11 protein-coding genes are annotated in these 13971 nt (G+C 69.9%); 9 read left to right on the top strand and 2 right to left on the bottom strand.

Going from position 1 to position 13971, the window contains the following annotated elements; genetic code table 11:
• Window positions 1-176 precede the first annotated feature (176 nt).
• From ABEA30_RS08530 to ABEA30_RS08505, 6 genes are all read left to right on the top strand, one after another.
• On the top strand, window positions 177-1685 hold the full coding sequence (locus ABEA30_RS08530) for an HNH endonuclease signature motif containing protein (protein WP_345581860.1): 1509 nt from the start codon (window positions 177-179) through the stop codon (window positions 1683-1685).
• A gap of 61 nt (window positions 1686-1746) precedes the next feature.
• Window positions 1747-1989, top strand: coding sequence for a DUF2249 domain-containing protein (locus tag ABEA30_RS08525; protein ID WP_345581858.1), 243 nt, complete (start codon window positions 1747-1749; stop codon window positions 1987-1989).
• Window positions 1990-2159: 170 nt separating this feature from the next.
• Window positions 2160-3041 (top strand): serine/threonine-protein kinase, encoded by an 882-nt coding sequence (locus ABEA30_RS08520; RefSeq protein ID WP_345581856.1) that lies wholly within the window; start codon window positions 2160-2162, stop codon window positions 3039-3041.
• A complete protein-coding gene (locus tag ABEA30_RS08515; protein WP_345581854.1) occupies window positions 3041-3469 on the top strand; it encodes an HIT family protein in 429 nt (142 codons plus the stop codon). Before ABEA30_RS08520 ends, ABEA30_RS08515 begins: the two co-directional genes overlap by 1 nt.
• Window positions 3470-3495: 26 nt before the next feature.
• On the top strand, window positions 3496-4359 hold the full coding sequence (locus tag ABEA30_RS08510) for an exodeoxyribonuclease III (RefSeq protein ID WP_345581852.1): 864 nt from the start codon (window positions 3496-3498) through the stop codon (window positions 4357-4359).
• A 242-nt stretch (window positions 4360-4601) separates the two neighbouring features.
• A complete protein-coding gene (locus ABEA30_RS08505; RefSeq protein WP_345581850.1) occupies window positions 4602-8072 on the top strand; it encodes a discoidin domain-containing protein in 3471 nt (1156 codons plus the stop codon).
• A 32-nt stretch (window positions 8073-8104) separates the two neighbouring features.
• Here the strand turns inward: ABEA30_RS08505 and ABEA30_RS08500 are convergent, their stop codons facing one another.
• Both ABEA30_RS08500 and ABEA30_RS08495 read right to left on the bottom strand, forming a co-directional pair.
• A complete protein-coding gene (locus ABEA30_RS08500) occupies window positions 8105-8890 on the bottom strand; it encodes a TspO/MBR family protein (protein WP_345581848.1) in 786 nt (261 codons plus the stop codon).
• 56 nt (window positions 8891-8946) lie between these two features.
• Window positions 8947-9807: a MerR family transcriptional regulator gene (locus ABEA30_RS08495; protein WP_345581846.1), complete on the bottom strand. Its 861-nt coding sequence runs from the start codon at window positions 9805-9807 to the stop codon at window positions 8947-8949.
• Window positions 9808-9960: 153 nt separating this feature from the next.
• On the opposite strand from ABEA30_RS08495, the gene idi reads away from it, so the two are divergent.
• Genes idi through ABEA30_RS08475 form a run of 3 tightly spaced genes read left to right on the top strand, consistent with a single transcriptional unit; the run spans window position 9961 to window position 13969 of the window.
• A complete protein-coding gene (gene idi, locus ABEA30_RS08485) occupies window positions 9961-11616 on the top strand; it encodes an isopentenyl-diphosphate Delta-isomerase (protein WP_386085268.1) in 1656 nt (551 codons plus the stop codon).
• Window positions 11613-13085: a phytoene desaturase family protein gene (crtI, locus tag ABEA30_RS08480; protein WP_345581844.1), complete on the top strand. Its 1473-nt coding sequence runs from the start codon at window positions 11613-11615 to the stop codon at window positions 13083-13085. The genes idi and crtI overlap by 4 nt, the downstream gene beginning before the upstream one ends.
• A complete protein-coding gene (locus tag ABEA30_RS08475; RefSeq protein WP_345581842.1) occupies window positions 13082-13969 on the top strand; it encodes a phytoene/squalene synthase family protein in 888 nt (295 codons plus the stop codon). The genes crtI and ABEA30_RS08475 overlap by 4 nt, the downstream gene beginning before the upstream one ends.
• The last annotated feature ends 2 nt before the right edge of the window (window positions 13970-13971 follow it).

Here is a 13971-nt window from a genome sequence, read left to right as displayed (position 1 = left end):
TCCGACACGCCCCACTGGCACCCGACGAAGCATCAGGACTTGTGCGGCATCTCGGGGCTGGGGTTCGCGTCCCCGATGGTTCATCGCTGGGGGAACTCGTGCGGAGACCCGGCAACACGTCCGGCTATATTTCCCCTCTCCCGGTTTTGTCTGTGGGTACGTTTAGATTGGTTTGCATGAACGAGGCAGTCGATCTGGGCCAGCGATACGTCGCTGCCCTGTGGGATGCCTTGAACACCCACATCGCAGACCCGGGCGCCGCAGCGGCCCGCCTGGGTGCGGTGATCGCCTCCACCCGGGACGTGGAGGCACAACTGGCCGGCCTGCGGTTGCGGGCGATGCACGAGGCGTCCCTGTCCGGCGCTGCCGCGGTGCTGGACGAGGTGCAGCACTCGGTGTCGACCACCGTCGGCGAGGCCACCGCCATGCTGAAACTCTCCCTCGAGCTCGGGGAACGGTTCCCGAAGATCGCCGACGCGTTGAACGAGGGCCGCATCTCCCTGCAGCAGGCCACCGCCATCGTGACCGGGTTGCGGAAACTCCCCTCCCACCTGACCCGGGCAGACCTGGCCACCTGCCAAGACACGATCCTCGACTACGTCGACACCCTGGGCCCCACCCAGCTGCGGGTCCTCGCCACCCGATTGGTGCATCTCGTCGACCCGGAGGGCGCCGAGGAAGAAGAGAAGAAACGCCTCGAAGCCGAGGAACGAGCCGCCATGCGCAACCGCTACCTGCGCCTGATCCCGGACCACCACGGCAGCCACCGCATCGACGGGAAACTCCCCGACGCCCTGGCCATCACCATCAAGACCCAACTCGACGCCTTCGAACCTTCCCAGTCCTCCTACGGCGACACCGGGGAATCACCCACCCCGGAGATGCGACGCGCCGACGCGTTGATGCGGATGGTCGACGCCGCCGCCTCCACCACCACCACGGCCGCCGGCACCGGGGGCAGGGCCAGGGTGCAGGTGATCCTCGACTACGACACCCTCATCACCGGACTGGGCCGCGTCGAACTGCCCGGCATGACCGACGTCGACGCCCTCACCGCCACCGAGGCACGCCGCCTGGCCTGCGACGCCGGCATCATCCCCATGGTGCTCGGCAGCGCCGGACAACCACTCGACGTCGGCCGGGAACACCGCCTGGTCACCCCCGCCATCTGGGACGCGCTGGTCGCCCGCGACCGCGGCTGCGCCTTCCCCAGCTGCACCGCCCGCCCCGCCAGCTGCCACGCCCACCACATCATCCCCTGGTGGGCCCGAGGAATCACCTGGCTCGGCAACCTCGTACTGCTGTGCCCACACCACCACCGACTCGTCGAACCAGACCCCCACCGACCCGCCCACTCCCAATGGCAAGTGCACCTCGACCCCACCACCGGACTCCCCTGGTTCACACCACCCCGCAACATCGACCCCCACCAGAAACCCAGACAGCACCAGAACCACGTGCTGCGAGCACTCACCCCCACACCCAAGGCACCACCACGCCCACCCACGAACACACCACCCCAGCCACCACCCACCCCACGGCCCGACCAGACACCACAGCAGACACCTGCACCCGTGCCGGCCCCCGAGCGCGACCCCAACCCCTGGCACCCCGACGGCGACCCACCCGGCTGGGACACACCCACGCCCGAACCCGTCACCACCACCGCATACACCAACCCCTGACACCCCGACGATTAAGCGACCCCGGGCGCTTTGCCCATGAATCTTGTACTAATCTCTGGGCATGGCACAGACACCTGATCTCGACGTCCGCTCACTCGCCCCCGCACAGCGCCACTCCACAATCTTCGACACGTGGTTCGCCCTCGCACCGGGCGAGGCCTTCGTCCTCGTCAACGACCACGACCCCAAGCCCCTCTCGTACCAGTTCGCCGCCGAACACCCGGGCGAGTACACCTGGGACTACGAGGAGAACGGCCCCGAGGTCTGGCGCGTGCGGATCGGCAAGACCGACAACACCGCCTGACCCGCCTGACCCGGCCGGCCCCGGCGATCACCGGGCTCACCCCCAGGGGTACCGCTGGCTGACTACTACAAACGCAGCCAGCTTCCGCAGCGCCAAATGCGTGTGAAACACCCCCACGGGTTATACTCACTTGGATCTAAGACCTCACCTCGGGGTGGATCGGAGGTGTGGTGCAACGACTACGGCCGGGACTCGTGCTCTCGGAGCGCTATCGGTTGATCGGCCACGTCGCTTCAGGCGGCATGGGTCAGGTCTGGGAAGCGTTCGACGACGTCCTTGAGCGGCGCCTCGCGCTGAAGATCATGCACCCCCACACGCAGGAAGAACTCGACCTCGTGGAGCGGTTCCGCGACGAGGCCCGGTTCGCCGCGCAGCTGACGCACCCCAACATCGTGACCGTCCACGACTACATCGAATACGAGGGCCTCTCGTGCCTGGTGATGGAGTTCGTGGACGGCCCCACGCTGTCGCGCCTCCTCAACGAAGGCCCACTGTCGGCCGACGACACCCGAGCCATCCTCTACGACCTGGCCAACGCGCTGGCCGTGGCGCACGAGGCCGGCATCATCCACCGCGACATCAAGCCCGCGAACGTGCTGGTCCCCGACACGGGGGCCAAGATCACCGACTTCGGCATCGCCCGTTCCCTCGACCGCGATTCCCGCACGATGACCGGCCAGGTCATGGGCACCGCCCACTACCTGAGCCCGGAGCAGGCCCTCGGCCAGCAGGTCGGCCCCGCGTCGGACATCTACGGGCTCGGCGTGCTGGCGCACGAGATGCTCACCGGCAAGAAGCCGTTCGACCGCACCAGCCCCGTCGCCACCGCGCTCGCCCACGTGCAGGACCCGCCGCCGCCCCTGCCGGAGGGCACGCCCGCAGATCTCGACTCGCTGATCAATGCCTGCCTCGCCAAGGAACCCGAGGACCGCCCCACGGCCGCGCTCATCGCCAAGCTGCTGGAGCCGGTCACCGTGCCGGTCGACGAGGAGTTCGACCCGGAGACGACTGCGGCCATGCCGGTCATCCCCCGCCGCGCCATCGTCGAGTGATGAACGCCCGGCCCCCCGTCGACATCGTCTGCGGGATCGTCGCGGGCCAGGTGGACGCCGAAGTCGTCTACCGCGACAAGCACCACATCGCCTTCCTCGACCACCGCCCCGTGTTCAAGGGGCACGTGCTCGTCTGCCCGGTGGGGCACGTCGACACCTTCACCGACCTCCCGGCAGACCAGGTCGGCGCACTGTTCCTCCTCGTGCAGCGCGTGGCCGCAGCCGTGGTCGACACCCTCGGCGCCCAAGGCACCTTCACGGCCATCAACACCGTCGTGAGCCAGTCCGTGCCGCACCTCCACGTGCACGTCGTGCCCCGCACCAAGGGCGACGGGCTCCGCGGGTTCTTCTGGCCGCGCACACGGTACGCCGACGGCGAGGCGGCCGAGTACGCCGAACGCCTCCGCGCCGCACTCGCCACCGCCTGACGGACGGCCGGGGTAGCCTCGGGGAGGTGAGGATCGCCACCTGGAACGTCAACTCCGCCAAGCAACGGATGCCCAGGCTCCTGCCCTGGCTCGAGGCGCGCCGGCCAGACGTCGTGTGCCTGCAGGAGACCAAGCTCACCGACGACGCCTTCACCGATCTGTTCACCGCGCCACTCGCAGAACTCGGCTACGAGGCCGCGCACCACGGGCTGGGCGGGTTCAACGGCGTGGCCCTCCTCTCGCGCGTGGGGCTGGGCGACGTCGAGCGGAACTTCGCCGGCCAGCCCGACTACCTCGGCGCGACGGAGGGCCGAGCCATCAGCGCCACCTGCGCCGGCATCCGCGTGCACAGCCTGTACGTGCCCAACGGCCGCACCGTCGGCTCAGACCACTATGACTACAAGCTGGAGTGGCTCGGCGCGCTGGCAGCCGCCGTGAAGGCAGGGCCGGCCGAGGTGGCGCTGTGCGGCGACATGAACGTGGCGCCGGCGGACGCCGACGTGTTCGACCCCGCCGCCTACCTCGGGCACACGCACGTGACCGAGCCGGAGCGGGCACGCATCGCCGCGTTCGGGCTGGTCGACGTGGTGCGGGCACGCTGGCCCGAACACGAGCGGGTCTTCAGCTACTGGGACTACCGCGCCGGGATGTTCCATCAGGACCTGGGGATGCGGATCGACCTGGTGCTGGCGTCGCAGCCGGTGGCCGACCGCGTCGCAGCGGCCTGGGTGGACCGCGCCGCGCGCAAGGGCAAGGCGCCCAGCGACCACGCACCGGTCATCGTGGACCTCGACGAGGCACGCGACGGCGACATCGGCCCCGTCGTGCCCCCACCGTCGAACCCGAAGAGGGTCGGCAGCACGAGGCTGCCGCAGTCGCGCGAGCGTTGAACAAGGCGTAGGCCACAGTCAGGGCGGGCTTCGGGTTCGCTCATCCACTCTGCGCACATGCAGTGAACCGGGCGGCATCTGACATCAGACCTTACAAAGATCGGTTTTGACCGCACCGACATACACCGGATCGGAACCCACCGAAGGGCCCGACGCTCGGCAGAGGCAGGGACGGTCCCCCACGGCGTCGATCGCCGAGCATCACCATCAGCTGGCTTCAGCCTCAGCTCATCGGAGGTTCAATGTCCCATCCGACGCGCAAGCGCGCCCTACTCACCCTGTTACTCATCGTCTCCCTCGCATTCCCGCTGGGGAGTGTCACCGCCCATGCTGCGGGCCCCCTCCTCACCCGCACGCTGACCGTGCTCCAAGCGGGCAACAACGTCATCACCCAGGCCGGCCTGTCGCGAGGGCGCGGCATGGAGCGCGAAAGCCTGGGCATCTCGCTGGCCGCGGGCGCCGTCCTGGAGGCCCGGGTCTCCAACGCAGTGGCGGACGTGCGCCTCCAGGTGGCCACGGACGACGCGCCCCGGGACACCAACTTCCTGCTGCCCACCAACGGCACGTGGGCCCAGGTCACCGTCGGTCACCCCGGTGCCCTCTTCGCGCGGACCCGTCAGTGGGCCACCGCCCCGCAGATCGAGTACCGCGTGGTCTCCGGCACCAGCTACGACACGCCGGAATACCGGCTGGGCGATTCGCACACCAACTTCATGGCCAAGTGGGATGCCAACGGATCACCCACGGCCGTGATCATCGACCGCGCCGCAGTCATCCTGGTGCCCACCACCGACAAGGAACGGGTGCGCAACATGGCCAGCTGGTCGGGCTTTGCGAACCTGGACGCCGTCATCGAGTTCTACCGCGACCTGATCGACACCTACGACGCGTGGGCGGGCATCGACGACGCCTCGCCGCTGGCGCACCAGCGCCAACTCCCCCACACCTACTTCGTGCGCCCCGACGCCTCCGGCGGCGGTCTCGCCTACTACGCCAGCGGCCAGGCCGTGGGCACCAACATCAACTCGGTGCACTACTACCTGCAGGGCCCCACGGCCTGGGTGACCCTGCATGAGGTGGGCCACGGCTACGACAACTTCATGAGCTCGGGCCGCGACGCCACCGACATCAGCCTCGGCGAGGTCTGGAACAACGTCTACGGCTACCACTACCAGGTCAAGCGCATGGGCTACAGCGATTGGCTCTATGGACAGAACAAGCCCGGCAGCCAGAAGGCGTCCGACGACAGGCGCGCCGCCGCCGGCGGCACCCACTCGTTCAACGCGTTGGGTTACGGCGACAAGCTGGACTTCGTCGTGCGCATCGCCGAGTTGACGGGCATTGAGGGCTGGAAGGCGTTCACCGCCCGCAGCCGCGACCTCCACGTGGAGGGCAAGGCGTGGAACACGCGCCGCAACGACCTCATCGTCGAGGAGTGGGGCGCCCCGAACGGCTACAACCTCATCCCGTGGCTGGCCGCCTACAACCTCCCCGTCAGCACCGACGTCGCCACCCGGGTGGCCGACCTCGGCGACAACAGCATCGCGCTGTCCCTGGCCGACTACTTCCCCACCTACGCCGACGCGCAGGCGGCGGCCACCACCCTGTCGCTGGGCAGCCCCGGCTCGCTGATCGGCACCTCGCAGGTGCGCACGCTGCCGAACCGACAGAACCTGCGCATCAGGGCCACCATCGGTGACAGCGCCGAGCTCGAGGGCCGGCTGGTCACGCTGTGGGACGGCTCGGAGAAGGTCGCGGAGGCACCCTTCTTCGGCGGCCTCGCCACCTTCACCGGGCTGCCGCTCGGCGCCTACACCGTGCGCTACCCGGCGGCCGCGACCAGCGGCACCATCCCGGCCCGCAGCCATGTCGTGGTGCGCAACACCACCAACGATGCGGGCGTGACCTACGATGCCGCGCCGGAGATGGCCAACGTCGGCGGCGCGCTGTTCACGCTGCACGGCCTGGGCGACAACGCATTCGCCTCGATCGCCGTCAACCACGGTCTGGGCACGGTCCACGTGCGCGACAACCTGAACGCGCCGCACAGCTACTTCAGCGACGAGTACGCGCACATCACCGTGTGTGACGCGGCCTCCACCGTGCTCTACGATCGGTCCTTCATCGGCAACCAGAGCCGCACGGCTCCGGCAGACGTCGAACTGGACCTGCCGCTGGGGAGCACCATCACGGTGCGCCACCGGGAACAGGGCTCCCGCTTCTTGGCCAAGGAACCCCTGATGGGCACCGCCAGCACCACGCTGAAGTCCACCACGGAGACCACCGTCTACGTCCGCACGGAGTTCGGCCTCGCGAAGCAGGGCGCCACCGCGGAGCAGACCCTCGCCACCTACAAGGCGACCCTCGATGCCGCGCTCAACCGCATGCAGGGCATCCTCGCCGCGCACCCCACGGCCATCCTGAGCAGCGAGGCCGTCAGCCTCAAGACCGCCCTCGACCGGCTCCCGGCCGCCGAGCGCGCCGACCTGGAGGCCACCTACGGCGCCATGATCCAGGCCCAGCTCGACCTGGCTGCCGCCAAGGCGGGCCCGGTCGGCGGCCCAGTCCCGTCGGGCTCCGTGGTCCTCGACCGCACCGGATGGACCGCGACGGCGAGCTCGGCCCACAGCACCAGCCCGGCGTCGGCCCTCCTCGACGGCAACCCGGCCACCATCTGGCACAACGACTGGACCGGCACGAACAACTTCCCCTACACCATCGGCATCGACCTGGGCGGTGACCGCGCGTTCCACGGCTTCTCCTACCTGCCCAGGCAGGACAAGGAGTGGGACGGCAGCGCGCTGCTCAACGGCCGCGTCGACCGGTTCGAGGTGTTGGCGGGCTCGTCCGCCCAGGACGCCGTCGTCGTCTCGAGCGGCACCTACGCGTGGAGCGGCACCTCCGATCAGGGCGTCAAGTACGTCGCGCTCCCCGAGCCGGTGACCGCCTCCTACGTGGCATATCGGATCCTCGACGCGAGGTCGGGTGCCAAGCCCTGGGCCAGCGGCGCGGAGTTCACCCTGTACGGCAAGCCACTGCGCGAGCAGCTGGCCACTGCCATCGCCGAGGTGGAGGCGCTCGACAAGTTCGCCTGGTCCGACGAGACCCTGGCGGAGGCCAATGCTGCGGCCGCCGAGGGTGAGGCGCTCCTGGCGGACGCCAACTCCAGCAACGCCGCGCTGCAGGCGTCCGTCACGCGGGTCAACGCGGCCCTCGATGCCCTCGCGCCACGCGCGCCCCTGGGCGGCGCCGTGCCTGCGGGAGCGACCGCGCTGTCGAAGTCCGGATGGACCGCGACGGCGAACTCGGCCCACAGCACCAACCCGGCGTCGGCCTTCATCGACGGCAACGGCAACACCATCTGGCACAACGACTGGAACTCCACCACGAACGTGAACTTCCCGTTCACCGTGTCGGTCGACCTGGGCGGCGCGAAGGCCTTCGACGGCTTCTCCTACCTCACGAGGCAGGACGGCTCGACGAACGGCCGGGTCAAGCGCTATGAGCTGCTCGCCGGCACCTCGGCGGCGGACGCCGTGGTGGTGTCCCACGGTGACCTCGCGTGGGCCAGCGGAACCGACAAGGCGATCAAGTACGTCGCCCTGCCGAGCGGCGTGACGGCCTCGTACGTGGCGTTCCGCGTGCTGGACGCCAACTCGGGCTCACGGGCGTGGGCCAGCGGCGCCGAGCTCACCCTCTACCAGGGCCAGTAGCCCGGGGGCATTACGACCGGTGGGCGGCAGGTTCAGGCGATCCTGCCGCCCACCGGCGCGTGGCGCCGCAGCAGCAGGGCGGCGGCCACGACGAGCAGCGCGGCCACGATGGCGGCGACGCCCACCAGCGTCGAGTCCGGAGCATCGGTGAGGCGCGCGACGGCGATCCAGGCCAACCCCCATCCGGCGGCACCGGCAATCGCCAGGCGCCCTCCGAATTGCTGCGCGAAGAGCACGCCGAGGCCGGCGGCGGCTGCGATGACGACCACCGCGACCACCTGATCGGCAAGTGCGCCGAACGACCAGCCTGAGTTGTCTCCCGCTGCCGCCACATTGGCGCACGTCGCCACGCTGACCCAGCCGAGGTAGGCGCCGAACGTACCGTCCACCACCACCCGCTCCACGAGGCCTGTCGCTGGAATGGTGGTGAGCCGGCGCACGATGAGGCCCAAGGTGAGGGCGAGGATGGCGATGACGGCGACGCTGACCCAGATCCAGCCCACCTGGGTGACCAGCAACCAGGCGGCGTTGAGCAGCATGCTCACACCAGCCAACCAGCCGACCGCCCTCGCGCGCGGCGCCGTCTTGTTGGCCGGCAGCCATTGCCAGACGGTGTAGGAGAACAGGCCCAGGTAGATGACGGACCAGATCGAGAAGGCGGGCCCACCGGGCGCGAGCAGAGTGGCATCCGCGGCCAGGGCGCCCCCGGAGGACTCCTCGACGCGGGTGCCGATCACGCCGATGCCCAGAAGGGTGCCGTAGACACACAGCACAGCCGAGACGGAGACCCAGATTTGGCGGAGGAGATCGCGGTTCATGGGCTCCACCCTAACCCCGCGACCCTTCTTCTGTACAGGGTTTGTCGAAGGTTGGTTCAGGCCCGGCCCGCGAGGAGACTCCGGTGCAACATCCGGGCGGCCTCCGATGGCGCGTCGGGCAGCACCTCGGCTCCCGTGACATCCAGCCTGCGAGAGCCGCCGACCCAGACACTGACAGGCGGCACCACCCCCGCCAGCCGGGTGATCACATCCTGCGCCGCGTCGACCGACTGGTGCACCGAGGTCACGCCCACGACGGCGGCACGCGCCCGGTGGTCCCGGGCCGCCTGCTCCCACTCAGCAGCAGGCACATCGGCGCCGAGGTACACCACGTCGGCCCCCAACCGGCGCAGACAGGTGGCGAAGGCGAACAGCATGAGCTCGTGCCGAGCCCCAGGCGGCAGGCCCACCAGGACCCTGCCGGGCATGGTGGCGGGACCCGCGGCGTCGAAGGCCGCAGCGATCGTGCGCATCAGGGCGGCGCTGGCGAAGTGCTCACCGGCCACGCCGACCTCCCCGGAGGCCCAGGCCTCACCCAACTCCCGCAGCCGCTCGGGCAGCCACGAGTCGGCGAAGGCCTCGAACTCCCCGGAAGGGCCGCCAGCCGCGATCGCCGCCTCCAGTGCGGCTTGGTCTAGCCTGCCAGCCGCCTGCAGGAGCGCCGCGTCGGGATCAGCGGCGCCGACCCGGCGTGCGGGCTCCGCGGCGGCGAGCAGCGTCGCCGCGGCTCGGGACGCGGGCACCCCGGAACCGACGAGCGCGGCCATCTCGCGCAGGACTTCCACCTGCGCGTCGCTGTAGAGGCGGTAACGGCCCTGCGACCGCGAGGGGGCCACGACCTTGTAACGGGTTTCCCACGCGCGCAGCACCGCTTCGGAGACCCCCGTGAGCCCGGCGACCTGTTTGATTGTGTACACCTCTGCTCCAAACTGGGAAAACTGCTCCACACTGGGGGGACGTCTCCGCACCACGGTACCAAGCATTGAACAAACATTGAACATCGCTCTTGTTTGTCATCGAATTTCCCGTTACAGTTCCAGAAACCTTCAACAAACATTAGACAGGCTGCGATGACGGTTCATACTCCAGACCCACGACCCCCCGGGCTTTCCCCCTCCGACGAGGTCATCCTGCTCGACGACGTCGGCCGCCCCATCGGGGCCGCCGATAGGCTGAGCATCCACACCTCCGCAACGCCGCTGCATCTCGCGTTCTCGACCTACCTGTTCAACGCTGCCGGCCAGGTGCTCGTCACCCGGCGTGCCTTGGCGAAGAAGACGTGGCCGGGCGTGTGGACCAACTCCTGCTGCGGCCACCCCAGGCCTGGAGAAGACATCGACGACGCCGCCCGCCGCCGGATCCGCGAGGAACTCGGCCTGCACGTCGGCCCCCTTGTGCCCCTGCTACCGCACTTCCGTTACCGCGCGGTCGACGCCTCCGGCACCGTGGAGAACGAGATCTGCCCCGTCTTCGCCGCCTTCGTCGGCTCCGACGACCCTGTAGCGGACCCGGACGAGGTGGCCGAATGGGCATGGGTGGACTGGGCCGACCTGCACCGGGCCATCGACTCCACGCCCCACGTGTACAGCCCCTGGGCCGCCCTTCAGGTACCGCAGATCGACGCCGCTTTTCCCGGCGCCATCGACCTGGGGCACCGCAGTACCGTTGACGCCGATGCCGCCGTCGACGAGGTCGACAACCTCATCGACGCAGAACTCGAGGCACTCACCACCGAGTGGGCCGGCTTCATCGGCGACCTCGGGGTCGACGTCCTCGCCACGGACCTCCCCCAGTGGCTCGCCCGACTGAGTTCTGGGGGCAAGCGCATCCGGGTGCGCATGGCGTACTGGGGATTCATCGCAGCCGGCGGCCGTGACGGTTCCGCAGCGTACCTCCACCTCCTGAGGGTCTCCGCGGCCCTCGAACTGCTGCACCTCTTCGCGCTGATCCACGACGACGTGATGGACGAGTCGGATTCCCGCCGCGGACACCCGTCCGCGCATGTCGAAGCCGCCACGTGGCACGACGAGGCTGCAGCTGTGGGCGACCGGCGCCGCTTCGGCGAGAGCATCGCGGTGCTGCTGGGCGACCTGGCGCACACCGTCGCCGACCGGCTCGTCGAGGGGCTGCCGTCGCGACTCCGGGAGACCTGGTTCCGCCTCTCGGTGGAACTGATCGCAGGGCAGCGAGCCGACCTCACCGGAGCAGCCGCCGGGCGCTGGGATCGCCACCACGCGGAATCCGTCGCTCGGCTCAAGTCGGGCCGCTACACAGTCCTACGCCCGTTGCAGTTCGGCGCCGTGGCGGCGGGCGCCTCCGCCGGCGTCGAGAATGCGCTGCTGGAGTGCGGAGAACGCCTCGGCCGGGCATTCGCGCTGCGCGACGAATACCTCGGCGTGTGGGGCGACCCCGCAGTGACGGGTAAGCCTGCCAGCGACGACCTGGTGGACGGCAAGGCCACCGTGCTGGTGTCCATCGCCCGCGAACGGCTCTCCGGACCCAACCGCGCCCTCCTAGACGCCCTGGGTACCGACTCCTTCCGCCGCGACCAAGCGCCCCTCTTGGCCCGCGCCATGCTGGAGGCAGCCGTCGACGTCGAACTCGAGCGGCTGATCTCTGACGACGTGGCTGCCGCCCTGACCCACCTCGACGACGCAGGCCTGGTGCGCGCAGGGGTCGAGGGCCTGCGGGAAGCTGCCCGCAGCGTCGCCTGGCGGGACGCATGAGCAGGCGCGTCGTGGTGGTGGGGGCCGGACTCTCCGGTCTCTCCGCAGCGCTGCACCTGGCAGGGGCCGGTCATCGCGTCACACTGCTGGAGCGCGAGGCAGTGCCCGGCGGCCGCAACGGGGTCCTGGAGCGCGACGGTTTCCGCTTCGACACCGGCCCGGTCGTGTTCACCATGCTCGGGCTGCTCGAGGAGGCGTTCGCCGCCGTCGGCCGCTCGACCAGCGACTACGTGTCGATGACACTGCTGGACCCTGCCTACCACACGTTCTTCGCCGACGGCTCACGTCTCTTGGTGAGGCCCGGTCACGAACGCATGCGGGAGGAGATCGCCGCGCAATGCGGCGCCAAGGACGCAGCGGCGTTCGACCAGTTCGTCGCATGGCTCAAGCGCCTCAACGACGTCGAGGTGCCGCACTTCATAGACGCGAACTTCTCCTCCCCCCTCAGCCTGCTGCGCTCGCCGCGTGCTGCGGCAGAGCTGCTCCGGCTGGGCGCCTTCGGCCGGCTGGGCCCGGCGGTGGCGCGGCGCTTCGACGACGAACGGCTCCACCGGGTCTTCAGCTTCCAGGCGATGTACGCCGGGCTGGCCCCTGCCCAAGCACTGGCCCTGTACGCAGTGATCACCTACATGGATTCGGTCGAAGGGGTCTGGTTCCCCGACGGCGGCATGCACGCCGTGCCCCGCGCGATGGCGGCGGCCGCCGAGGAGGCGGGCGTCGAGGTGCGCTACCACGCCACCGTCGAGCGGGTCCTGCGCGGACCCTCGGGCGAGGTCACCGGGGTCCGGTTGACCGACGGCGAAGTGGTCCGGGCCGATACGGCCGTCGTGACCGCCGACCTCCCCGTCGCGTACGAACGGCTGCTGCCGGACCTGCCGGCGCCACGCGTGGCGCGCCGCGGGAAGTACTCGCCTTCGGCGCTGGTCTGGCACCTCGGCGTGAAGGGTGAGCTGCCGGCTCACCTGGGCCACCACAACATCCACTTCGGCGAGGAGTGGGACGAGGCGTTCCGGGAGCTGCTCAGCAAGGGCGTCGCGATGTCGGACCCGTCTCGATTCGTCGCGGTACCCACCGTGCACGCGCCCGACGCCGCCCCCCGCGGCCACCACACCCTGTACGTGCTCGAGCCGGTGCCCAACCTCCGGGTAGGACGGCTGGACTGGTCGGTCGAGGGCCCCAGGTTGCGCGAGCGCATGCTGGGATTCCTCGAGCGCGAGGGCTACCCCACCGACATCGTCACCGAGGAGCTCGTCACGCCCGCCGACTGGGCTGCCCAGGGCATGGCCGCGGGCACCCCGTTCGCCCTGTCCCACGTCTTCAGCCAGACCGGCCCGTTCCGGCCGCGAAACGTCGACAAGCGCGCCCCGGGGCTCGTGTTCGCCGGCTCCGGCACCACCCCGGGCGTCGGCATCCCGATGGTGCTGATCTCGGGCAAACTGGCCGCGCGCCGGGTCGAGGAGATGCGATGAGCCAGTCACTCGAGGCCGGCTACCGGCGTTGCGCCGAGCTCACCCGCCAGTACGGCACCACCTACTACTGGGGCGCCATGCTCCTCCCGCAGCACCAGCGGCGCGACGTCCACACCGTCTACGCCCTGTGCAGGCTGGCCGACGACATCGTGGACGAGCCGGAACGCGTGGACCTGGCGGTGCCGCAGACCGGCACCCCGGCCGAGCGCCTGGCTGCCTTCCGCCGCCTGTTCTTCGAGGCACTCGACACGGGCAGCTGCGACGAGCCGGTGATGTCGGCGATCGTCGACAGCATCCGCCGGCGAGGCACGGACCCCGAGTGCTTCGAGAGGTTCTTCGACGCGATGGCACTCGACCTACGACAGGAGACGTGGCCCACGTGGGAGGCCTTGCGAGACGGCTACATGGAGGGTTCGGCCGCTGTGATCGGCGAGATGATGCTCCCGGTGCTGGAGCCGTACACGGACGAGGCGAGGGAACCGGCGCGCGCCCTGGGCCACGCCTTCCAGCTGACGAACTTCCTGCGCGACGTGGAGGAGGACCTGGACCGGGGACGCGTCTACCTGCCTCAGGAAGACCTGGCCAGGCACGGCGCCGACCCGTCGTTGAGGCGGGTCACGCCGCAGTGGCGGGAGATGATGGCCGAGCAGGTGGCCCGCAACCGGGACCTCTACGCCCGGGCCATGCCCGGGCTGCCCATGCTGCCCCCGCCGTCCCGCCGCTGCGTGGGGACCGCGCTGGTGCTGTACAGCCGCATCCTCGACCGCATCGAGGCCCGCGGCTACGACGTCTTCTCGGGCAGGGTGCGCGTGCCTGCGAGTGAGAAGTTGGGCGTGCTGGCCCGCACGCTCACCGTGGGACTGCCCCGCCCGACGCTGCCCTGAGG

This window comes from Tessaracoccus lubricantis (assembly GCF_039544535.1).
Classification (GTDB): domain Bacteria; phylum Actinomycetota; class Actinomycetes; order Propionibacteriales; family Propionibacteriaceae; genus Arachnia; species Arachnia lubricantis.
Note: the sequence above shows the minus strand (reverse complement) of the source record. Positions and strands in the feature narration are given on the sequence as shown.